Annotated in this window: 20 protein-coding genes; 1 reads left to right on the top strand and 19 read right to left on the bottom strand. The window is 55.9% G+C overall.

Features of this window, described 5'->3' with window-relative positions; translation table 11 throughout:
- Positions 1–120 precede the first annotated feature (120 nt).
- Positions 121–309, top strand: a complete 189-nt coding sequence (locus tag ACESMK_RS14505) for a DUF2892 domain-containing protein (RefSeq protein WP_373000159.1) — start codon at positions 121–123, stop codon at positions 307–309.
- Positions 310–376: 67 nt separating this feature from the next.
- On the opposite strand, the gene ACESMK_RS14500 is transcribed toward ACESMK_RS14505, so the two are convergent.
- The 19 genes from ACESMK_RS14500 to ACESMK_RS14410 all read right to left on the bottom strand — a co-directional run bounded on the left by ACESMK_RS14500 (position 377) and on the right by ACESMK_RS14410 (position 23850).
- Complete coding sequence (locus ACESMK_RS14500) at positions 377–742, bottom strand: MerR family transcriptional regulator (protein WP_373000156.1); 366 nt, start codon at positions 740–742, stop codon at positions 377–379.
- Complete coding sequence (gene ihfA / locus ACESMK_RS14495) at positions 723–1025, bottom strand: integration host factor subunit alpha (RefSeq protein ID WP_007151838.1); 303 nt, start codon at positions 1023–1025, stop codon at positions 723–725. The genes ACESMK_RS14500 and ihfA overlap by 20 nt, the downstream gene beginning before the upstream one ends.
- A gap of 3 nt (positions 1026–1028) precedes the next feature.
- Positions 1029–3401, bottom strand: a complete 2373-nt coding sequence (gene pheT / locus ACESMK_RS14490) for a phenylalanine--tRNA ligase subunit beta (protein ID WP_373000153.1) — start codon at positions 3399–3401, stop codon at positions 1029–1031.
- Positions 3402–3461: 60 nt separating this feature from the next.
- Positions 3462–4460, bottom strand: coding sequence for a phenylalanine--tRNA ligase subunit alpha (pheS, locus tag ACESMK_RS14485; protein WP_373000150.1), 999 nt, complete (start codon positions 4458–4460; stop codon positions 3462–3464).
- A gap of 152 nt (positions 4461–4612) precedes the next feature.
- Complete coding sequence (gene rplT / locus ACESMK_RS14480; protein ID WP_008170485.1) at positions 4613–4966, bottom strand: 50S ribosomal protein L20; 354 nt, start codon at positions 4964–4966, stop codon at positions 4613–4615.
- 50 nt (positions 4967–5016) lie between these two features.
- Positions 5017–5208, bottom strand: a complete 192-nt coding sequence (gene rpmI / locus ACESMK_RS14475) for a 50S ribosomal protein L35 (protein ID WP_007151842.1) — start codon at positions 5206–5208, stop codon at positions 5017–5019.
- A 94-nt stretch (positions 5209–5302) separates the two neighbouring features.
- On the bottom strand, positions 5303–5848 hold the full coding sequence (gene infC / locus ACESMK_RS14470) for a translation initiation factor IF-3 (protein WP_373000205.1): 546 nt from the start codon (positions 5846–5848) through the stop codon (positions 5303–5305).
- Positions 5845–7770, bottom strand: a complete 1926-nt coding sequence (gene thrS, locus ACESMK_RS14465) for a threonine--tRNA ligase (RefSeq protein ID WP_373000148.1) — start codon at positions 7768–7770, stop codon at positions 5845–5847. Before thrS ends, infC begins: the two co-directional genes overlap by 4 nt.
- 152 nt (positions 7771–7922) lie before the next feature.
- Positions 7923–10526 carry a TRAP transporter permease gene (locus tag ACESMK_RS14460; protein ID WP_373000145.1) on the bottom strand — a complete coding sequence of 868 codons (2604 nt, stop codon included), beginning with the start codon at positions 10524–10526 and terminating at the stop codon, positions 7923–7925.
- A gap of 82 nt (positions 10527–10608) precedes the next feature.
- Positions 10609–11592, bottom strand: a complete 984-nt coding sequence (locus ACESMK_RS14455; protein ID WP_373000142.1) for a TAXI family TRAP transporter solute-binding subunit — start codon at positions 11590–11592, stop codon at positions 10609–10611.
- A 186-nt stretch (positions 11593–11778) separates the two neighbouring features.
- A complete protein-coding gene (locus ACESMK_RS14450) occupies positions 11779–14163 on the bottom strand; it encodes an efflux RND transporter permease subunit (RefSeq protein WP_373000139.1) in 2385 nt (794 codons plus the stop codon).
- Positions 14164–14209: 46 nt separating this feature from the next.
- Positions 14210–15358 carry a WD40/YVTN/BNR-like repeat-containing protein gene (locus ACESMK_RS14445; RefSeq protein ID WP_373000136.1) on the bottom strand — a complete coding sequence of 383 codons (1149 nt, stop codon included), beginning with the start codon at positions 15356–15358 and terminating at the stop codon, positions 14210–14212.
- 146 nt (positions 15359–15504) lie between these two features.
- A complete protein-coding gene (locus ACESMK_RS14440; protein ID WP_373000133.1) occupies positions 15505–16893 on the bottom strand; it encodes a DUF1329 domain-containing protein in 1389 nt (462 codons plus the stop codon).
- A 136-nt stretch (positions 16894–17029) separates the two neighbouring features.
- On the bottom strand, positions 17030–19672 hold the full coding sequence (gene pepN, locus ACESMK_RS14435; RefSeq protein ID WP_373000130.1) for an aminopeptidase N: 2643 nt from the start codon (positions 19670–19672) through the stop codon (positions 17030–17032).
- An 82-nt stretch (positions 19673–19754) separates the two neighbouring features.
- The gene (locus ACESMK_RS14430) at positions 19755–20594 is read right to left on the bottom strand and encodes a DUF2797 domain-containing protein (protein WP_373000127.1); all 840 of its coding nucleotides are present in this window, start codon (positions 20592–20594) and stop codon (positions 19755–19757) included.
- Positions 20591–20881 (bottom strand): YeaC family protein, encoded by a 291-nt coding sequence (locus ACESMK_RS14425; RefSeq protein WP_373000124.1) that lies wholly within the window; start codon positions 20879–20881, stop codon positions 20591–20593. Before ACESMK_RS14425 ends, ACESMK_RS14430 begins: the two co-directional genes overlap by 4 nt.
- Before the next feature lie 165 nt (positions 20882–21046).
- On the bottom strand, positions 21047–21907 hold the full coding sequence (locus ACESMK_RS14420) for a rhomboid family intramembrane serine protease (RefSeq protein ID WP_373000121.1): 861 nt from the start codon (positions 21905–21907) through the stop codon (positions 21047–21049).
- Positions 21908–21949: 42 nt separating this feature from the next.
- Positions 21950–22963: a metallophosphoesterase gene (locus ACESMK_RS14415; RefSeq protein ID WP_373000118.1), complete on the bottom strand. Its 1014-nt coding sequence runs from the start codon at positions 22961–22963 to the stop codon at positions 21950–21952.
- 2 nt (positions 22964–22965) lie between these two features.
- Complete coding sequence (locus tag ACESMK_RS14410; protein WP_064227361.1) at positions 22966–23850, bottom strand: NAD(+) kinase; 885 nt, start codon at positions 23848–23850, stop codon at positions 22966–22968.
- Positions 23851–23852 lie beyond the last annotated feature (2 nt).

Raw genomic sequence — 23852 nt, 5'->3', positions numbered from 1 at the left:
GATAAGTGACAGGGCTGTGGCTAACCAATTCTACGCCTGTGTGACTTTATCACTGACTGGTCCCAAGAGCAGACGCTAACCTTCATGTTGTCGCCTCATACCAACAAAGGAGAATGGATCATGAGCATCAATATGGGATCAGCAGACCGCATCATTCGGGCCATCGTGGGTATTGTACTTCTGGCACTTGTGTTTGTAGGCCCACAAACCGCCTGGGGCTGGATTGGCATTATCCCTCTGGCTACTGCGGCAGTGGGCAACTGCCCTGCCTATTCCCTGCTGGGCATCAAGACCTGCAAAAAACAGTAACCATACAGGCATAAAAAAACCGGGACAGCTTCTCGCTATCCCGGTTCTTTTCAAAGCTCCGGGGGCACTATTTGACCGGCGCGTTCAGTACCTCAAGCACTTCTTCAAGCTCCGTAATCATCTGGCGAATCAGTTGCTTGTACTGGGAGGTATCCTCTTTAACCTCGTGACTGCTGAGCTTTTGCTTGGCGCCACCAATGGTATAACCCTGATCATAAAGCAGACTGCGAATCTGGCGTATGGTAATCACATCTGCGCGCTGATAATACCGGCGGTTGCCACGACGCTTTACCGGTGACAGCTGCGGGAATTCCTGCTCCCAATAACGCAGGACGTGCGCTTTCACTGCACACAGTTCCGCCACCTCACCTATGGTGAAATAACGCTTCCCGGGAATCGCGGGAAGTTCGTTGTTATGACTGGGTTCCAGCATACGCTTCTACTTTTTGCTTTAGTTTTTGCCCTGGGCGAAACGTAACGACACGCCGTGCACTGATTGGAATCTCTTCACCGGTCTTCGGATTCCGCCCCGGCCGCTGCTTCTTGTCCCGCAGATCAAAGTTACCGAAACCCGACAGCTTCACCTGCTCGTTATGGCTGAGAGCGCCTCTGATCTCGTCGAAAAAAGCTTCTACCATTTCCTTGGCTTCGCGTTTGTTCAGGCCCAACTCCTCGTACAACCGCTCTGCCATTTCCGCTTTTGTCAAAGCCGCCATGTCTCAACTCCTCAGTGTTGCCCCCAGCTCTTCTTTCAATGCGTCAATCACACCATTGAAGAGCGAATGCACTTCATCCTCGTTCAATGTACGTTCGGGGTGCTGCCAGAACAGGCTCAGGGCCAGGCTTCGATTACCCTCACCCAGGCTCCCACCTTCATAGACATCGAACGCACGCAACGCTGTCAGCTGCTCACCGGCATGCTTTCTTGCCACACGCTCCACATCGGCGAACGCTACTTCGCTTCCGATAATAATAGCCAAATCCCGACGAACTTCCGGGAATTTTGAAATTTCTTTGAAATTAGGCACATATCCGGTAACGATTGAATTCAAGAATAGCTCAAACATCAGGATCGTGCCATTAAGTTCAAGATTTTTCTGAACTTGCGGGTGCAACGTGCCCAACCACCCTACATGTTCGCCGTCACGCAGCAGTTCTGCCGTCTGCCCTGGGTGAAGAGCCGGGTGCTGGCTTCCAACGAAATGAATTTCGATGCCCAGCAAACGGAACAGACTCTCCAAATCCCCTTTTACATCAAAGAAATCCGCTGTTCTGCGACCGTTCGCCCAGTTTTCAGGATACTGACTGCCGACAACCACGCCAGCAAGCATCGGCTGCTGATCAATCCGCTCGCCCTCCTGAAGGAAACGCAGGCCGGTTTCGAAAAGACGGATACGCGGCTGCTGGCGATTCTGGTTATAGGCCACAGTTTTCAGCAGGCCACTCCAGAGACTGGTTCGCATCACCGACAGATCCGAGGAAATCGGATTGGCAAGAGCAATGCCCTGACGATCGGGATCCACCAGTTGCTGAATTTTCGGGTCGACAAAACTGTAGGTCACAGCCTCGTGGTAGCCGTGATCCACGAAGAAATTGCGGATCGCCGAGACCGGGCGAACAGCCTCCTGCTCCGATCGAAGACCGAGTGAGCCTGTAGGCTCGGTGACCGGCAGATTGTTGTAACCGTAGATCCGCCCTACTTCCTCAATCAGGTCTTCTTCAATAGATATATCAGGACGGAAGCTGGGCACACTGACCCTCCAGCCGTCTTTCAGGAGCTTTTCCACCCGCAGGCCGAGGCGGGTCAGGATCTCCTCTACGGTGGTGCGATCAATTTCCATGCCCAGAACATCATTAAGCCGACGGGCTCGCAGGTCGACAACCCGATCCTCGGGAATATCCTCATCGCTGGCAACTTCCACGATTTCGCCGGGCTCACCACCAACAATGTCCATCAGCAACCGGGTGGCACGTTCCATGGCGTCCCGCGCCAGCTTGTAATCGACGCCCCGCTCAAACCGGTGTGATGCGTCTGTGTGCAAACCATAGTGGCGGGCTTTGCCGGCAAGGGTAATCGGGTCAAAATAGGCGGACTCCAAAACCAGATCCCGCGTTTTCGGGCTGACCCCGGAGTGCTCACCGCCCATGACACCGGCAATAGCGATCGGCTTTTCATGATCCGCAATTACCAGGGTGCCCTGGGTAAGCTCAACCTCCTGACCATCCAGCAGAACCAGCTTTTCCCCAATCCGCGCCATTCGGACAACAATACCGCCGTGAATTTCATCACGATCAAAGGCGTGCATGGGCTGGCCAAGCTCCAGCATGACATAGTTGGTAACATCCACGGCGGCATCAATTGAGCGAATTCCTGAACGGCGAAGCTTTTCCTGCATCCACAGGGGCGATTCCGCCTGCAGGTTCACATTGCGGAGAATACGCCCAAGATACCGTGGGCAGCCTGCCGGCGCCTCCACCCGGATATCCGGCACTTCGGAATGCACCGACTCCACGGGCTCAATCGCGGGGCTGTTGACCAGCATGCTGTTCAGAACACCCACTTCACGGGCAATACCTTTAATAGACAGGCAGTCAGCGCGATTTGGAGTCAGATCCACATCGATGGTGACATCGTTCAACTTCAGGTAATCGGCCACGTCCTGCCCCACCGGTGCGTCCACCGGAAGCTCCATCAGGCCATCGTGATTATCGGAGAGCCCGAGTTCAGACTCCGAGCAAAGCATGCCCTCAGAGGGCTGACCGCGAAGTTTGGCCTTCTTGATTTTGAAATCACCAGGCAAGACCGCACCTACCACGGCAAAAGGAACCTTCATACCTTCACGGACATTGGGAGCGCCACAGACCACCTGAACCTCGGAGGCACCATCACTGACCTGGCAAACCCGCAGCTTGTCCGCGTCAGGATGTGGCCCTACTGACCGAACTTCTCCAACGACCACGCCGCTGAATTGACCGGCCACCGGCTCGAAACCGTCCACTTCCAGACCTGCCATGGTGATCTGGTCCATTAATTCCTGGGTATCGATTTGCGGGTTAACCCACTCGCGCAGCCACTGTTCACTGAATTTCATGGTTATTGCCTTGTCCTGATGCGGTTATGCCTGTTTGATTGGATGCCGTGATCTTGCCGGTTAACGGAACTGTCGCAGGAAGCGCAGATCATTTTCGAAGAACATACGCAGATCGTTCACGCCGTAGCGAAGCATGGCCAGGCGCTCTACACCCAGGCCGAATGCAAAGCCACGGTATTCCTCGGCATCGATTCCACAGTACTCAAACACCTTGGGGTGCACCATTCCGCAACCCATGACCTCCAGCCACTTGATGCTGCCATCGGCTTCCCGGCCCCATTCAATGTCCACTTCCGCGGAGGGCTCGGTAAACGGGAAATACGATGGCCGGAAGCGGACCTGAAGGTCCCGCTCGAAGAACACCCGCAGGAATTCTTCAACCGTGCTTTTAAGATCCGCAAAGCTCACATTTTTCTCAACCAGCAACCCCTCCACCTGGTGGAACATCGGGGTATGGGTCATATCGGAATCACAGCGATAGACCCGGCCCGGGCAGATCATCCGGAAGGGCGGCTTACCCGCTTCCATGGTGCGAATCTGGACCGGCGAAGTGTGGGTTCTCAGCAATGTGCCCGGATTGAAATAGAACGTGTCATGCATCGCACGGGCCGGGTGATGGCCCGGAATATTGAGAGCCTCGAAGTTGTGGTAATCGTCTTCGATTTCGGGCCCCTGCTCGACGGTATAGCCGGCCCGGGCAAAGAAATGCTCGATCCGTTGCAGGGTACGGGTAACCGGGTGCAACCCACCCAGATCCTGACCACGGCCAGGCAAGGTCACATCGATGGATTCGCTCGCCAGTCTTTGCTCAATGGCGGCACGCTCAAGGTCGCTGCGCCGGGCATTGATGGCGTCTTCCACCTGCCCCTTGGCTTCATTGATTTTCTGGCCGGCAGCAGGGCGCTCCTCGGCGGAAAGCTTGCCCAGAGTTTTCGCCTGCTGGGTAATCACACCCTTCTTGCCAAGATACTCCACACGAATTTGATCAAGTGCCTGCAGGCTGTCGGCGCTATCAACTGCCGCCAGACCGTCCTGAACCAGTTGCTCCAGGTTTTCCATTGACCCTGCTCCAAACCAGAAATGGAAGTGCTTAAAAACGTAACTTCAAAAACAAAAATAGGGGAAGAGCGTGCCCTTCCCCTATCAGGAGGCGCCGTCATGATGGCATGAGGCGCCCATATCGATCAGCAATCGATGAAAGAGCTAAGCGATCACAGGGACGCTTTGGCCTTCTCAACAACAGCGGCAAACGCCTGCTGCTCGTTCATGGCCAGATCGGCCAGAACCTTACGATCGATTTCAACGTTAGCCTTTTTCAGACCAGCGATCAGACGGCTGTAAGACAGACCGTTAGCGCGGGCACCAGCATTGATACGGGCAATCCACAGAGCGCGGAAAGCACGCTTGCGGTTACGACGGTCACGGTAAGCGTACTGACCGGCCTTGATAACCGCTTGCTTGGCTACACGGAATACCCGGCTACGAGCGCCGTAGTAACCTTTGGCCTGATTGAGAATCTTTTTGTGACGACGGCGTGCGACCACACCACGTTTTACACGAGCCATACTTTAATCCTTCTACCTTTACTTTCTAAGGAATGATGCGCGCGGCTGGATCAGCACGCGGTCATACGCTTGATAGATGCAACATCCGACTTGGCGATGAGCTTGGTGCCGCGCAGCTGACGCTTACGCTTCGGGCTCTTCTTGGTCAGGATGTGACTGGTGAAGGACTGCTTGTGCTTGAAGCCAGTGGCGGTTTTCTTGAACCGCTTGGTGGCTCCGCTTTTGGTTTTCATCTTAGGCATTTTTAAAACTCCGCATTCTATTTTTAAATAAACAATGATGTGCCCCTGAACGACAAATCCCCCGCATACGCGGGGGACAGGCACCCGATCAGGTTCACTTCTTCTTGCGGGGTGCCACTACCATGGTCATCTGCCGGCCTTCCATCTTCGGCCGCATCTCTACCTGGGCAAGCTCTTCCACGTCTGCCTCAATGCGCTGCATGAGCTGCATACCAATTTCCTGGTGTGCCATCTCACGGCCACGGAAGCGGATCGTGATTTTGCCGCGGTCCCCGTTTTCAAGGAAACGTATCAGGTTGCGTAGTTTGACCTGATAATCCCCTTCTTCAGTTCCTGGACGGAACTTAAGCTCTTTGACCTGCGTCTGCTTCTGCTTTTTCTTCGCAGCCGCCTTGGCCTTCTTCTCGTCGAAGATTTTCTTGCCGTAGTCCATTATTTTACAGACGATCGGATCGGAATCCGTAACCTGGACCAGGTCAAGAGATGCCTCTTCTGCTTGCTTGAGAGCATCCTCTATTGGTACTACACCGACCTGATTGCCTTCTGCGTCAATCAGTCGGACTTCGGTTGCGTCAATATTCTCATTGATAGGCGCCTTTGGTGTGCGCCCACCCCGATTCGCTCGCTGTTTAATAATCAGATCTCCGTCTTTGTTTTGCCCTTGCGTTCAACATCTTCACTTAAGAGTTGCTCAAACGCTTCAAGCGATAAAGTTCCCAAATCTTCGCCTTTGCGGGTTCTCACCGCAACCGCGTTGTTGTCGACTTCTTTGTCACCGACAACGACAAGGTAGGGAACCTTGTTAAGAGTATGCTCGCGGATTTTAAAGCCGATCTTCTCGTTTCTCAAGTCAGCATTAACCCTATAGCCCAAAGAATCCCACTTTTTCGCCAGATTCTGACAATAATCACGCTGATTATCGGTAATATTGAGGATCGCTACCTGAGTCGGCGCCAGCCATGTCGGGAATGCGCCTTCGTATTCTTCAATCAGGATACCAATGAAACGTTCAAAGGATCCCAATACGGCCCTGTGCAGCATGACCGGCGTTTTCCGCTCGGAATTATCGGCCACATACTGCGCCCCCAGGCGACCCGGCATCGAGAAGTCCACCTGAATAGTGCCACACTGCCACACCCGTCCGATACAGTCTTTCAGGGAGAACTCGATCTTGGGTCCGTAGAAAGCCCCCTCACCCGGCAGCAATTCCCAGTCTACACCCTCACGATTCAACGCCTCTTCCAGTGCTGCTTCAGCCTTGTCCCAGACTTCATCGGAGCCAACCCGCTTTTCCGGACGGGTTGACAGCTTATAGAGGATCTCCGTAAACCCGAAGTCTGTGTAGATTTCGTGCAGCATTTCGATGAATGCCGACACTTCCTGCTGAATAGAGTCTTCTTCGCAGAAGATATGGGCATCGTCCTGGGTAAAACCACGAACACGCATCAGTCCGTGGAGCGCCCCGGATGCTTCGTTACGGTGGCAGGAACCGAACTCTGCCAGCCTCAGTGGAAGATCCTTGTAGCTCTTCAGCCCCTGATTGAATACCTGCACATGGCAGGGACAGTTCATGGGCTTGATCGCATAGTCGTGCTTCTCGGACTCGGTGGTGAACATGTCGTCCTTGAACTTGTCCCAGTGTCCTGATTTCTCCCACAGGGTCCTGGACACCACCTGGGGCGTCTTGATTTCCTTGTAGCCATGCTCTTGTTGCTTGCGGCGCATGTACTGTTCAACTTCCTGGTACAGCGACCAGCCGTCCGGGTGCCAGAACACCATTCCTGGCGCTTCTTCCTGCATGTGGAACAGTCCGAGCTTCTTGCCAACCTTCCGGTGGTCACGCTTCTCGGCTTCTTCCAGACGGTGCAGATAGGCCTTGAGATCCTTCTTGTTGCCCCAGGCGGTACCGTACACACGCTGAAGCTGTTCATTGCTTGTATCACCCCGCCAGTAGGCACCCGCCACCTTGGTGAGCTTGAACGCCTTCAGCTTGCCGGTGCTGGGGACATGGGGGCCGCGACACAGGTCGATAAAGTCGCCCTGGCTGTAGAAAGACAGATCTTCTTCACCGGGAATATCCTGAATGATTCGTACCTTGTACTCCTCACCCATATCCTCAAATAGCTTGATTGCCTCATCCCGGGACATGATGGAACGGGAAACCGGGAGGTCCTGCTTGGCAAGCTCTTCCATGCGCTTCTCGATCCGCGCCAGATCCTCGTTGGTGAACGGGCGGTCGTACTTGAAGTCGTAGTAGAAGCCATTGTCGATGACCGGACCAATGGTGACCTGTGCCCCGGGAAACAGTTCCTGGACAGCCATAGCCATCAGGTGGGCCGTGGAATGGCGGATAATATCCACGCCTTCTTCGTCACGTTCAGTCACGATCGCCAGTTCGGCATCGTTTTCGATGCGATAGCTGGTGTCCACGAGCTGGCCGTCGACCTTGCCGGCAAGGGCGGCCTTGGCAAGACCGGCGCCAATATCGGCGGCGATATCATGAACGGTTACGGGTTCGGCAAAACTACGATGACTGCCATCGGGCAGGGTTACGACGGGCATGGGGAGCTCCTGTTGATTTCTCAGCGGTGATCTATACCAGAGACCACATGGTGACGGCACAGCGCGACACAAACCGCGGGCCATTTCGGGGAGAAGTCTAACAGAAAAAAACCCGACAGGTTAATGCCGGGTTTTTACGGACAGGCGTGGCATCAGGCCGGCTGGCCGGCGGCCTCCTCCCTGGCCCGCCGACGCAACTGACCGAAGGCGACCAGGCCGAGAACAATCAGCGCGGGAATAAACATGAGCTCTTTCGGCGGACGATCAAGCTCCACCTGCACAGCGTCGATTGTCCAGCCAAACTGAATACCCGCGTCCTCCGCAGGGCTGCCAAAGCCAACGAAGTCCACCAGCATCCTGTCACCATCCTGACTCAATTCGAGGCCGGCCTCCATCAGGCGTTGCTCAGGACTATCCCCGGCCGGGATTTCCAGTTTCAGATACGTGGTGACGTCATTACCGTCAATGGACATACCGGAGGCCTGGAGCACGATTGACTTGTCTGCAGGTACCGTCTCCACATACTCCATAATTTCACTGCCCGGACGATCCTCTGTCGGCGGATAAATCATGTCCCACCAGAAACCGGGCCGGAACATGGTGAATGTAATCAGGATAAGAATCAGCGACTCCCATTTGCGACTCTTCGTAAACCAGAAGCCCTGGGTCGCAGCCGAGAATACCAGCATGGCGGTGACCGCGCTGAAGATGGTGATCAACAGGTCAAACCAACCTGTCAAACCGATAAGCAGCAGCTGGGTATTGAAAATGAACATGAACGGCAGAATGGCTGTACGAATATCGTAGGTGAAGCCCTGGATACCCGTTCTTATCGGATCGGCTCCGGAGATGGCCGCGGCGGCATAAGCCGCCAACCCCACGGGCGGTGTGTCGTCTGCCAGAATGCCGAAATAGAACACGAACAGGTGCACCGCAATAAGCGGAACGATCAGGCCGTTCTGGGCACCGAGAGTCACGATGACTGGTGCCATCAAGGTAGACACGACAATGTAGTTGGCCGTGGTTGGCAACCCCATTCCCAGAATCAGACTGATGACCGCTGTAAAAATCAGCATGAGCAACAGGTTTCCGCCGGAGAGGAACTCGACGAATTCGGTCATCACAAGACCGATACCTGTCAGGGTGACCGTGCCGACTACGATACCCGCGGTCGCGGTGGCCACGCCGATACCGACCATATTGCGGGCACCGGTAGCAAGAGAATGGGCAAGATCGACAATGCCTGTCCTGAAGGCACCCAGCAGGTCACCGTGCTTGTAGAAAAAGGCTTTCAGAGGACGCTGGGTGATCACGATAAAAATCATGAACAGGGTTGCCCAGAACGCAGAAAGCTGCGGGGAGAAGCGCTCGACTGTCAGACACCAGACCAGAACCACAACGGGCAGAAGGAAGTAGAGCCCGGTCTTGACAGTCGGACCGACCGGGGGCAGCTCTCCCATAGCCTTCTCCGGATCGTCCTCTTCGAGCTCCGGGAAGCGGGTTGCATAGCCCACCAGCCCGATATAGGCGAGCAACAACAGGGGGGCGAGAACCCAGATCGCCGCCTCACCGAGCACCGTCTTCAGCCAGCCAATGCCGTAATAGACCACCAGAGTCAGTACAATCAGCCCAATCAGGATCACCACCCAGTTCAGCATTCTCTGAGCAAGGGTCGGGCGATTCAGGCGCTCCACGCCCTTCATGTTCAGCTTGCAGGCTTCCAGATGCACGATGTAGATCAGTGCCACGTAGGAGATCATGGCTGGCAAGATCGCGTGCTTGATCACTTCCAGATAGGAAATACCAACGTACTCAACCATCAGGAAGGCTGCCGCACCCATGATTGGCGGGGTCAACTGCCCGTTTGTCGAGGCCGCAACTTCAACAGCGCCCGCTTTGGTTGCGGGGAAACCGACCCGCTTCATCAGCGGAATGGTGAAGGTACCGGTGGTCACCACGTTGGCAATGGACGAGCCGGAGATTACCCCACTCAAACCACTGGAAACCACTGCTGCCTTGGCAGGGCCACCGCGCATATGCCCCAACATGGCGTAGGCGACTTTTATGAAATAATTGCCTGCCCCGGCACGCTCCAGCAGAGCCCCGAACAGAACAAACAGGAAGACAAAACTGGTTGAAACTCCGAGCGCCACACCAAACACACCTTCGGTGCCAAGCCATTGGTGCGAGGCCAGCTTACTCAGGCTCACGCCCTTGTGGGCAATCACATCCGGCATGTAGGGGCCGGCAATCGAATACGTTATGAAAACAGCGGCGACGATCGTCAGCGGCAATCCCAGCGCGCGACGGGTTGCTTCCAGCAACAGCACGAGACCGACCAGCGCAACCCACAGATCCTGAGTGATAGGGGCTCCGGGGCGTGTCGAAAGCTCCTGGTAAAAAACGTAAAGATACGAGGCGCAGAAAGCGGCAGCGATTGCCAGAATCCAGTCGTAGATGGGCACGACATTCACGTGCCGTCCCTTGATCATGGGGAAGGCGGAAAACGCCAGGAAAACCGCAAACGCGAGATGGATAGAACGCGCTTCCGTGGAATTGAAGATGGCAAAGTTGAAAATGTAGGGGAGCGGTGACGCAATCCAGAGCTGAAACAGCGACCACATGAGGGGAATGATAAACAGAATAACCGCTGCGTACCCGCTAGTCGCCCTGCCCCCGGTTTCAGTCTGCAGGATCTGGTCTACATTACCACTACCACCGGCACCAGCTCCGTTAGCCGGATCGCTCGTCGCCATAAATGAATCCCGTACGTGAAAGATGATTTTCCGAGAAGACGACACAGCGGGTCGAAGCCCACTGTGTCGCAGTGCAGACAGATCAGTCGATCAGGCCCGCTTCCTTGTAATACTTGGCAGCGCCCGGGTGCAGCGGTGCACTCAGGGCATCAGAAACCATTTCTTCCTTGTTCAGGTTGGCAAAGGCAGGGTGCAGGCGCTTGAAGCTGTCGAAGTTCTCGAAGACAGCCTTCACAACGGCATAAACAACGTCATCAGGCACATCGGTAGAGGAAACGAAGGTCGCTGCAACACCAAAGGTGGTGACATCGTTGTCGCTGCCACGATACATGCCGCCAGGAATAACCGCCTTACGATAGTACGGGTTATCGTCGATCAGTTTCTTGGTGGCCGTGTTATCCACGTTAACCAGCACGCTGTCACAGGAGGTCGTCGCTTCCTTGATAGCACCGGACGGGTGACCAACGGTGTAGAAGAAGGCATCAATGTTACCGTCGCACAGGGCCTGGGACTGCTCTGCCGCCTTGATCTCAGCGGCCAGTGAGAACTTGTCCAGGGTCCAACCCATTTCATCCATCAGGACTTCTGCGGTGGCACGCTGGCCTGAACCGGGATTGCCCACGGATACACGCTTGCCCTCAAGGTCCTCAAAGGTCTTGATGCCGGACCCTTTGCTGGCTACCACGGTGAACGGTTCCGGGTGCAGAGAGAATACCGCGCGAAGATCCTTGTTAGCGCCGTCGTCCTTGAACTGGCTGGTGCCGTTGTAGGCATGGTACTGCCAGTCAGACTGGGCGACCGCCAGATCAAGTTCACCCTGACGAATCGCGTTCAGGTTGTAGACCGAACCACCGGTGCTTTCTACGGAGCAGCGAATACCATGCTCTTTACGGTCCATGTTCACCAGACGACAGATCGCACCGCCGGCCGGATAGTAAACACCGGTTACACCGCCGGTACCGATGGTCACGAAGCGCTGCTCCTGAGCGGAAACGGAGGTGGAGGCAGCGCCCAGGCTGACCGCGGCAGCAACAGCGAATGCGGAGGCTTTGAGTTTCAGTGTCATGTGAATTCTTCCTTTTTTCTGATCGTTATAATCAACTGCCCGTTTATTACGACGGACAGACAACATGGTCGTCTTAGAACATAGACCACTTCACACCATAAATAAAGTATGGATTAGCTCGCTAACCGGTTGACCAGACAACAAAAAAGCCCGCGTTGCGGGCTTTTTTGCAGGTCGGTGCGAATGTTATTTCGCAGCGCGGGCCTTGGCAACCATCTGATCCGGCCGCAACAGGAACCGGGCCAGAGCCGGAAGCAGCCAGATGGCACCAACCATGTTCCAGAGGAACATGAAGAACAGCAGGAAGCCCATGTCTGCCTGGAACTTGATGGGCGAGAAGATCCAGGTGACAACACCCAGACCCAGGGTCACACCAGTGAACATAACCGCCTTACCGGTGGAACGCAGGGTCTCATAATAGGCTTCCTGAAGCGTTTTGCCCTCAAGCAGATATTTCTCCAGCTTACTGTAGATATAGATGCCATAGTCGACACCGATACCCACGCCAAGAGCAATAACCGGCAGGGTGGCCACTTTGATACCAATACCGGATACCGCCATGATTGCCTCACAGAGGATGGAGGTCAGCCCCAGCGGAATCACGATACACAGTACTGCGCGAATCGAACGGAAGGTGACGAAGCACAGCAAGCTCACCACGCTGTAGACAAGTATCAGCATCTTGTCCTTGGCGCCGGAGATAACCTCGTTTGTGGCGGCCTCGACACCTGCGTTACCAGCCGCCAGCAGGAACGTGTGTTCCTCATTGCTGTTGTTACCGGCAAACTGCTCAACCCGCTCAACGACGGTTTTCAGGGTTTCTGCCTTGTGGTCCTCCAGGAACACCAGCACCGGCGTCAGGCTACAGTTGGTATTGATCAGCCCGGCCGGTGCCTCACGAATGGACGCATTGATGATGGTTTGGTTGCGGGAGATCTCATACCACTTCCAGTTGCCCTCGTTCAGGGCTTTGGTCACCATCTTGGACACATCCGCCAGGGATGCCGAGGACTGCACGCCCGGCGTGTTCTGAAGCTCCCACTGCAGAGTGTCCATGGCTCGCAGAACATTGTACTGGGTGCACTGCTCTTCGGGTGTCTTGACCATCACCACCAATACATCCGCGCTTGTGGAGTAGTTGTTGATGATGTACGCGTTGTCCTTGTTATAGCGGGAATCTGCACGAAGCTCGGGCGCACCCTGATCCAGGTCCCCAATCTTGAGATCCTGCTTGTAATACAGACCCAGCCCGAGGCCAATCACCGCGATCAGCAGCGAGATGGGCGCCACACCAGGATGCGAGAAGTAGGACATGACACGCCACTTCCGATCCTGCTTTTCGCCGTGATTCTGCACGTGACGGATACCGCCCTTGGAAATCCCGACATAGGACATGATCAGTACGTGCAGCACAAGATTGGTGAGGATTACGAACGCCACACCGATACCTGCGGCAACCGCCAGGTCCCTGATAACATCGATCTCGATGAAGAACAGGGTCAGGAAACCAAAGGCGTCGGAAATCAGCGCCAGCATGCCCGGTATGTAAAGAGCCCGAAAAGCCAGTCGCGCCGCGGTGACCGCGTCAAAGCCCTTGGCAGCCTCAACAGCCATCGCGTTCACAATCTGAACACCGTGACTGATACCGATCGCGAACACCAGGAAGGGCACAAGAACCGAGTAAGGATCAAGACCGTACCCCAGCAGACGCAACGTTCCCAACTGCAGGAAAACGGCCACGATTGAGGTAAAGACGGGAACCAGAGTCCCGGCAATTGCCCGGGAGTACCAGAACAGCAGCAGCGTGGTCAGCAGGATGGTAATGCCCGCAAACCAGGCGATGGAACCGATGCCCTCGATCAGATCACCAACCTTCTTGGCGAAACCGACTATGTGAATCTGGACGTTCGGATTCTGCTCTTCGTACTTGTTACGAATCTTTTCTTCAAGCTGACGGGAAAATTCACCGTAATCCAGAGCCTCACCAGTCTCCGGATTATTCTCGTACAGGGGTGCGTATACGATCGTTGACTTGAAGTTATCGGAAATCAGACGCCCCACTTCGTTGGACCGTAGAACGTTCTGACGAAGTTGCTCAAGACTGTCCCGGGAGCCGTCATAGCCGTCAGGGATTACCGTGCCGCCCTGGAAACCCTGTTCGGTCACCTCAACCCAGCGTACGTTCGACGTCCAGAGAGATTTCAGCCCCGACCGATCCACACCATTGAGGTAAAACACCTCGTCGGTGATCTGCTTCAGGGTTTCCATATACTCCTGCGTGAAAATATCACCTTCTTTTACTTCGACGGCGATACGAACGAAGTTGCCGAGATTTTCCAGGTCATCACGGTGCTCGAGCATATTCACAATGTAGGGATGCTCGAGCGGAATCATCCGCTCGAAACTGGCGTCTGGCTGGATCTTGACGGCGTTGTACCCGAGAAACAGCGTCAACACGGCAAAGAAAACAAGAATGATTGGCCGGTTGTTGAAGATCAGCCTTTCGAGAAAGGGTTCCGCCTTGGGCGTGGTCAGATAGTGCTCGCCCCTGTCATGCTTAGGGTTGGACATTCAAAAGCCCCTCTATTATTCGTTCGGTTGTTGCCACATCAGGGCGTTATTGAAGGTTTCTGCCGCGGGCATCTGTGGTCTTAACGCCACCTTCGCCGATAAGCAACAGGTCTGTACCTGAGATGGGCACCACACTCATGACGCCTTCACGATCGCTGCGGAAGTGCTCTCGGAAGGATTCCGCCCCATTGGTGCTGAGCAGGACAGTTCCGCCATTGCCCACCAGAGTGATCCGGCCGTCGTCCGCAACCACGCCACTGTTGAGCGTCGCCCCGGCTGAGTTCGGAACCATTCGCCAGCTTTTACCCAGGTCCGTTGAAAACAGCATGTTGCCCCGAAGACCGAAGGCCAGAATTTCATTGACCTGACCTGTGCCGATTACTCCGAACAGGGAGCCCTCATAGGGCGCCTCACGGCGCTCAAAGGTCTCTCCATCGTCTACGGACACATGTATCTGACCCGCTTCACCAACCACGACAAGGGCACCACCCGTGATCCGGGTAATGCCGTTCAGATGGAAATTCTGCGCGTTATCTACCCTGGGCGCCCAGTCCTTCCAGGTTTTGCCCCCGTCCATAGTGCGCAGGAACATCCCGTAGGCACCAACGACAAAACCCCGATTCTCATTCTCGAACCAGACATCCAGCAACGGGTTCACAGGACCAATGTCCATATCCGCCTGAATGTTCTCAAGGGCGAAGTAAAGGTCGTCCAGCGCCCACTCCAGGTCGGCTTTTTCAGATTCGGGCGCTTCTTCCACGCGCTCTTCCATGGCGGCGATCTGTTCCTCCCGGCTCTCAATGGCCAATTCCATTGCCCGGATTCCGTCAATCTGGAGACTCCAGGTAGCCCCGGCATCACTTGTATGCAACACAACGCCACTATGGCCTACAGCCCAGCCATGAGTCTCGGAACCGAAATCGACCCCGGTAAGGGTAACCGAAACCGGAACCTCGCCCTGCGCCCAGGTTTTGCCTTCGTCATCCGAGTAGATGATATGGCCGCGCTCGCCAACGGCCACAATGCGGTCGCCGATTCGGGTTGCATCGGTAAGGAGGTTTTCCGGAGCCAGATCCGTCGGCCGGGCCGGGGTTTCGATGATATCTGCAAGCGCAAACGCCGCAGGGGCAGACCAGACCATGGAAAGTCCAAGGCAGGCAGCGCCCAGAGTCTTGCACATCAACCTTTTAGCCATTCAGATTGCCTATTGTGTTGTATTTAACTGTGTCTCTGACCGGCAAAGCCGGGAATAACTGTGAACATACCGGCCACCTCTCGGAGGCCGGTATGTCGGGTCGCCACTTCCTGTGGGCGGGGAAGCATCCCTCGACCAACAGTGCGTTAGCGAACACTCCTGCGGCGCAGGGACGCCGGCGAGAAGTAACGCTTGTTCGGCACATCGTCTGTGAACACGCGGGTGTTAGCCTCTTCTGTGTCCAGACCGAGTACGTGATAACGACGCGCCTGAAGATCATGATAGACGTCAAGAACCGTCCACACACCCGGAAGTTCATAATAATTTTTCGGCAGCCCCATGGTCACTCGCCAGAGTTCGCCGCGGCCATCGTACTGATCCAGCAGAACCGTGTTCCAGCTGTCCTCGTCGATATAGAAACGACGCTTCCCGTAGATGTGCCGCTCGCCGTCTTTCAGCGTGGCCTCCACAATGTGGACCCGGTGCAACTCCCAACGCGTCAGATCAGGATTCAGGTGGGAAATTCCCAGGATATCCTCGTAGGGGGTACCCTTTTCTCCGATCCGATAGTTGTTATAGGGGATATAGATTTCCCGCTTGCCCTCGTAATTCCAGTTGTAGCGGTCCAGGGCACCGTTGAAAATATCGGTATCGTCTGCGGTACGGAGGTTGTCAGCCGCTGCAATCGGAGAATCATAACCGAGGTTTGGCGCCCGGCGCACCCGGCGCTGCCCGGCGTTATAGCCCCAGCCATTTCGCGGATTGATAATCTGATTCAGGGTTTCGTGAATCAGAATGGCACCACCGGCCAGCCGGGGCGGCGACTGGGTAAAAGACAGGTAGTAGAAGATCACGTTGTCCAGATCTTCTTCACCGCCTTCGGGGTTGTAGTAATTAAAGAAGGCTTCCTGCTGGGAGGTTACCAGCGAGTAGTCACCGTTTGTCTGGACCGCCACTTCACTGGAGCGCCGGGTCACAGATACCCCGCGCCAACGGGTCAGGTGGTTCCAGACCGCCTGCCATGCTTTCTGCTCGTCATTGCCATGCAGGATAGGAAAGGGATAGCCGCCAAAGGCTCCATCAAGACCTTCACCCTGACCGACAATCTCTGCGCTCACCGCGTTCTTACGGGTATTCTCGGCCACCCAATCTGGAATCGCATGGGTACGGCGAGACTGATACACAGGCACACGGAAGGTTGTCGGATAGGTCTCCAACATGGCCTTCACACCATCAGTGAGATAGTCCTCGTACTGCTCCATGTTAGCAGGCGTGATGGTGAACAGGACTTCGTCATCCGGGAACGGATTAATGTGGTGCTGGCCGCTGCCCTCATAACCGGAGGGTGGCTCTGTCAGGCCACCGGTCCAGGCCGGGATGGTACCGGCACTGTTGCCGGCCTTGGGTGAGCCAAAGGGTGTCAACTCCTGGCCCAGACGGGCCGCCTCACTGGCGGAAACAGCTGCCCACGCAGGCGAGGATGCCACGGAGAGAGCCAGCAGGCCGCCGAGAATCGCATTTTTGTTATACATCATTGTTAAACCTTAAGTGCGTCTGGAAGCCTCTGCGGAGGCTTTTTTATTGTCGTCTGATGGAATTGCAGACCTTACTCCAGATTACCCGATCCCAGACTAAAGTCTATCGACCGAAAGTGCGATTTTGTATCTGCCTTCAATCGGCAAGACTCTTGTGCACCACCTCATAGACATCCCGGGATAATCCGGATTTGTCGCGGATACGCTCCAGGGCAGATTTCATCCGGGTACTGTATGAAGGCGCAAACTTTCTCCACCGGGTCAGTGGAGTCACCAGTCGCGCGGCAATCTGCGGGTTACTGTCATCGAGCCGGCAGACCTGCTCCGCGAGGAAGTCGTAACCGGAGCCATCCGGATTGTGGAAAGCCGCCAGATTCTGGCCCGCAAATGCGCCCACCACAGAGCGAATCTTGTTGGGGTTTTTCCAATCGAAGGCAGGATGTTCCAGAAGTTTACGAATATCCGACAACTGCCCCGCCTGGTCACTGGCCGCCTGGACGGAAAACCACTGCTCAACAACCTGCGGGTCGTCCTGGAACTGATCGTAGAAGTCGTCCAGCGCCTGCTGCCGATCAGCCTCAAAGCCTGAATTGACCAGGGCACGCAAGGCACCCATCCGATCGGTCATATTGTCAGCCGTGTTCAACTGACTGACGGCCAGGGACCGCCCTTCTTCGTCGTCGATCATCAACAACCAGGCCAGCGCGGTATTGCGCAGACTGCGACGGGCAATGGCCTCCGGCGTCACCTCGTAGGGGCCACTGCCCTGTTGGCGCTGATAACAGTCGAGCAGCTCGCCTTTCAGGGCGTTCGCCAGATGCCGGAGCACTGCGTCACGAGCCCGATGTATGGCTGGCACATCGGCGTTATCCGACAGTTCGACCAGGTATGCCTCGGAGGGAAGCTGCAGCATTTTTGCCACCAGAGCCTGGTCCAGATCGGTGTCGGAAATCAGCTTGCGATAGGCCTCAACCAGTCTCGGTTCGATGTCTGCGCCATCAGGCGCACCAACCAGTGACTGAATAACATCCACTGCCAGTCTCTGGCCCGCATCCCAGCGATTGAATCCGTCCGGGTCGTGGCTCATCAGGAAGAGCAACTGCTCGCGGGTCCAGGGGTAGCGGACCCGAACCGGAGCAGAAAAGTGCCGCAACAGCGAGGGAACCGGCCTGGAGTCGATGCCATGAAACTCAAATGTATGCACCGCGTCGGTAAGCTCAAGTACCCGTTCCGTTGGCGCGCTCGCCTCACCCGACTCAAGCTGCAGCGGCAGCGGTTGGCCATCTTGCCCCAGCAGACCAAGCGCAAACGGAATATGCTGCGGTTTTTTGTTGGTCTGGCCCGGTGTATCCGGAATGCTCTGCTCCACGGTCAGTCGATACACGCCCCTGTCAGCGTCAAAATCATCCGACACACTGAGGACCGGCGTGCCGGCCTGCTCATACCACAAACGGAACTGGCTCAGATCACGACCTGAGGCATCCTCCATGGCTTTTACAAAATCGTCGGTTGTTACCGCCTGGCCATCATGGCGATCAAAATACAGATCGCTGCCCTTGCGGAACATGTCGGGCCCCAACAGGGTGTGAATCATGCGTACAACTTCTGCACCTTTTTCGTAAATGGTCAGGGTATAGAAGTTGGAAATTTCCATGTAGGAAGCCGGACGGACCGGATGCGCCATAGGACCACCGTCCTCTGCAAACTGGGCAGTGCGGAGCAGCGTCACATCCTCAATGCGCTTGACCGTTGGCGACCCCATATCCGCCGAGAACTGCGAATCCCGGAATACGGTGAAGCCTTCTTTCAGGCTCAGCTGGAACCAGTCCCGGCAGGTGACACGGTTCCCAGACCAGTTGTGAAAATACTCGTGGGCAACAATGGCTTCGATACGCTGGAACGCCAGGTCGGTAGCGGTTTCCTGGCTGGCCAGCACGCAGGAAGAATTGAAGATGTTGAGCCCCTTGTTTTCCATGGCGCCCATATTGAAATCGTCCACCGCCACAATCATGAAGATATCAAGGTCGTACTCACGACCATAGATTTCCTCATCCCAGCGCATGGACCGTTTCAGGGAGTCCATGGCGTGCTCACACTTCTCGGCGTTGCGGGGCTCCACGTACATGCGCAGGTCGATCTCACGATCCGAGCACGTGGAAAAGGTATCCCGTTTTTCCACCAGATCACCAGCCACCAGGGCAAAGAGGTAGCAGGGTTTCGGGAATGGGTCTTCCCAGGTCACGAAATGCCGGCCGTTTTCCAGCTCGCCTTTATCCACATCATTGCCATTGGACAGCAGCACCGGATAGGCGTCCTTGTTGGCCTCGATGCGGGTCCGGAAACGTGCCATCACATCTGGACGGTCCGGGAAGAACGTGATGCATCGGAAGCCCTCCGCCTCGCACTGGGTACAGAACATGCCAGAGGATTTATACAGACCTTCCAGCCGGGTATTGTTCTGTGGCTCGATCCAGGTCACCACAGTCAGGGTGAACTTCTCAGGTACCGAGCGGACCACCAGTTGGTCGCCCCGATCCTCGTACTCGCCTTCCGCCAGTGCCGCGCCATCCAGGGCAACGGATTCCAGCTTCAGGCTGTCGCCATCCAGCTCCAGAGGAGCAGCCGTTTCTTCGGATTCCGGATTTCGACGAAGCTCAAGCGTGCTGTGTACCCGGGCGCCATCCTCAAAAAGCTCGAACCGCAGGTCTACGGTGTCGACCAGATACGCAGGTACCTTGTAATCACTCAGATAAATGGTCTGTGGTTGGCTGGTACGCATTGGTTTTCTCCATAGTTCGCGGCCGACGGGTGCAATTAATCAGGCCCCGCAGACGTAAAAAGGTTGGCCGGGCACGGCGTTGTCAGTCTTCCATGACCCGGAAACGGACCTCATAACCGGTGAATTTCCGAATATTGATCACACCGGTATCCAGAATAAGGTATTGCCCCTTTATCCCCTCGAGGACGCCTTCAACTTCCGGCGTTTTGTCGAGGTTATGGGTTTTGATCTTCGCTGGCCAGACCTGGACCGGGTAGCTCAAACCAAGCCCCTGCTCGTCCACTTCCCGAATAGAGTCCTGGCCATGGGTCTGCCTCAGTGCCTCAAGATCCCTGGCGATCAGTCCAAGCATGCGCTGGCGCTCGTGCACCAGGTCCAGCTCCGGAACATCACCCTTGAGCATCGCCCGCCAGTTGGTCCGGTCGGCAACGTGGGCCTTGCAGGCGACTTCCACCAGACCAGCGATATAGCGGGTTGCAACGCGAACCATGGGGATAGCATCCACCGCCCCCTGGTCAATCCAGCGTGTCGGCACCTGGGATGCCCGGGTAATGCCAACCTTCAGCCCGGAAGAGTTAGCCAGATAGACCACATGCTCCACCATGCAATGGGTTTCGCCCCACTGTGGCTCGCGGCATGTGCCAAGATGATAGTGGCACTTCTCCGGACTCATGATGCAACTGTCGCAAGCGGCCAGCTTACGGAAACAGGGATAACAGAAGCCCTGATTAAAGCTCTTGTTGGTCTTCCGGTCGCAGTGAATGCAACGGATCACGCCGTCGAAGTCCAGACGCAACGGTCTGCCGATCAATTCGTTCAGCGGAATGCGGGTATCGCCAACGGCAATGGAATAGGCAACCGGGTCGCCTGCCTCCGCCGGCATTTTCCTTAGCCGGCCGGATACATCAATCAGTTCGCTCAAGACTTGACCTCAACAAACTGGTCCGGGTCCACATCGCCGCTACCCTCGCCGCGCTGTACCGAGGGATCGCAGGCGGTGCCTGCCTTGCTGCCCCTGTCGAGGTAGCCGGTGCGCTCCTCTTCAGGGATGTTGTGCAGGTTTTCATAGTAAATCACCGCTTCCAGGCTGATTTCACGTTGTTCGGGCGTCAGCTTGCGGCCATCGGGCCATTTACCCAGTTCGATTGACTGTCGGAGGCTCCGATAGACATTGGGGTCCAGTCGCTCGATCAGTTCTTCGTAGGTCATCCCGCTCTCCTGAAAAAACGTTCATCAAAAAACTGTTGGAATCGTTTGACAGAGGCAAACGATAATAATTATCATTAACTCACCAAATGACAACGGTCGTATCATTTGGTCTCTCTCATCAGGAGCTAAAAGCTCTTTTCACGCCCCGCCTCTGGCGGGGCTTTTTTATGCCCGCTGACGTCTTACGGGCAAAACCACCGCCAGGGCCAATCCGGCCACGAATCCTCCCAGGTGCGCCTCGTTGGCCATCCGGCCGAGCCCGAGCATTTCCGGGAGGGGCGTAAACCCGATAACCATCCACGCAACTGCAAAAGTAACCAGCGCCGGTGGAAACTGAAACCTTGGCGCAGATCGCTGGCTAAGCCAACAGTAACCAAGAATTCCATAAACAACGCCAGACAGCCCACCAAACAAAGGCCCGGAAACAAAATACTGCAAGCCGTTGGAGATCAGGCTTGTGACCAAAAACAGGGTGATCAGCCGTGCCCGGCCATCAAACCACTCGATCTGACTGCCCAGAAACCACAGCATGACCGAATTGAAAATTATGTGGGTCCAGCTGAAGTGAAGAAAATCCGGTGTCAGTAGCCGCCATATCTGGCCACTGGCCAGGGTCGCAGTTAGTGCCTCGACCCGACCGGCCAGGGTGGTCCAGTCATAGTCACGGGGATCAATCATCATCAGGCTGGCCGCAAGCTCATTCTGACCCATGGCGGTGAGCCAGACCATCGCCACAGCAAACACGATGATGCCGAGCACCAGTGGCGCGTGACGGGGTGAGGGTTGCCAACGCCCGCCCACGAACACTGGCGAGCGATTCTGGTGGTCCACGGCCTCCCGGATTTCCGGCTCCGCCATGAATCGGTCCAGGGCGGCCAGAACGGGCTCTGCATGCGCCGGGTCTTCCAGCCAGAGCACCTGAAACCCACCCTCTTCGGTGATGCGGTGGGTCACACCCTGTCCGTTCAGCCAGCGGCTGAAGCCGGCCAGGTTCACCGTGGTATCCAACTGTTTGACTCGGTACACCGCTTACTCCGCCTCCGGAAATGATTCAGCTGCTTTTACGGTTCAGCGCGCAACGCTGTCTTCGCTGGTGGGATAGTCCGGCTGCTCCGGCCGTTCCACATCTACCCAGACAAACTTGTCACGGGAAAGTGCCCGCTCACCATCCATCCGATAAGCCACCAGGCGGCCATACTTCACGGCACTGTAATCGATGCAAGCTACGTTGGGCTTGAGCGGCGCCGGTTCGCCTTCCATCCAGTAATGCCCGACGAACACCGGCGGCGCATCCAGGGGATAACTGATCAGCTGTTTGCGTTCATCTTCGGTCAAGACACGGTTTGCCACCTCCGGCGGCAGCGGGTCTGGCTGGAACACCACATCAGCGTAGGTGTGAGGATCGTCCGCCCAGAACTTGGTGCGGAAGAACTCACGGACATAGCCGTCCCGACCGGTGATGGCCATGCCCTCTGGGAGCCTGAGATCCGTCCCCCGTAACAGCGTGTCCATGACCTGCCCGGCAAAGGACTCGATAGCGGCAGAGGCGTGCAGGAAGTCTTCATCAATACAGGCACCGCCCTGCACCCGTTTAAACTTCTCGATCAGGTCTCCATCCCAGCAGGCGTGGACAACCCGAAAATCCTCGTCGTCGATAAACAGCGGTATGGTGTAGAACCACTCGAGAAATTCGTTCCACTCGTAGGGATGAGCATCGAACTGTTCGAGCGTCTCGCGGATCAGACGATCATGACGCGCGTTGTGCTCACGCAAAAACGTCTTGCCACTGCCGGGACGTGCTCGCGTGCAGTAACCGAGCGCATTGTACTCATGGTTGCCCATGACGATACGGGCCGAACCATGCTCCACCATATCTCGCACCAGATGCAGCGCCTCGCGGATACGCGGGCCGCGATCAATGATATCGCCGATGAAAATCGCCTGGCGACGGGGGTGCTGATAGACGCCATTGATCCTGCGGTACCCCATCTGATCCAGCAATCTGGCAAGGGTGTTGGCACAACCGTGTATATCGCCAATGATGTCGTAACCGCGGCTTGCGGTCGGTTTCGTTGCAGCCATGATCAACTCGCTGATATTTCACTAGCCCAGCCAAGCTTGTCACGGCAGGTGGCGTAGAAATTATGGTCCGTGGGGTGAATCAACCGGATCTTGAACGGCTTTTTGGTAATTCGGATGATATCGCCGGGCGCACAGGCGATATTCATCTGGCCGTCAAAACTGATTTGCGGATAGGTTTCATTGGTTTCCCCGATCACCAGTTTGATCTCACTCTTGCCGTCGACAACGATCGGCCGGCTACTGAGAGTGTGGGGGAACATAGGCACCAGAACAATGGCATCCAGCTTGGGGTGCATGATCGGGCCACCGGCCGACAGTGAGTAAGCGGTAGAACCAGTCGGGGTGGAGACGATCAGGCCATCCGAACGCTGGCTGTAAACGAAATGGCCGTCAATGAACAGATCAAATCCGATCATCCGGGTGGATTTACCCGGGTGCAGCACCACATCGTTCAGAGCGGTACCAAACCCCAGGGGTTGGCCGTTGCGCTCAACGTTGCCATCCAGAAGAAACCGGGTTTCTTCCATGTATTCACCTTCCAGAACCTTGCCGAGGCGCTCCTCGAGATCGGAAGGGGAAATATCAGTCAGGAAGCCCAACCGGCCCCGGTTGACCCCAAGCAGAGGAATCTTGGACTTGGCCAGCTCACGGGCCGCACCCAGCAGACTGCCATCACCTCCGACCACGATAACCAGATCACAGATCTCGCCCAGCAGCTTTTTGCTCGCCACCTGCAGGCCGTGGCCGGGCAGCATGCTGGCTGTGTCTTCCTCAAGAATGACGTGGTAGTTGTTGGCGATCAGGTACTGTTTGAGCTGGCGCAGTGATTCAACCACTTTCACGCTGCCCATCCGGCCAATCACACCAATGTTCCTGAACTGATCCATGA

Origin of the sequence: Marinobacter sp. (genome assembly GCF_041687235.1) — a bacterium.
GTDB lineage: Bacteria > Pseudomonadota > Gammaproteobacteria > Pseudomonadales > Oleiphilaceae > Marinobacter.
This window is presented reverse-complemented; position numbering and strand designations above follow the sequence as displayed.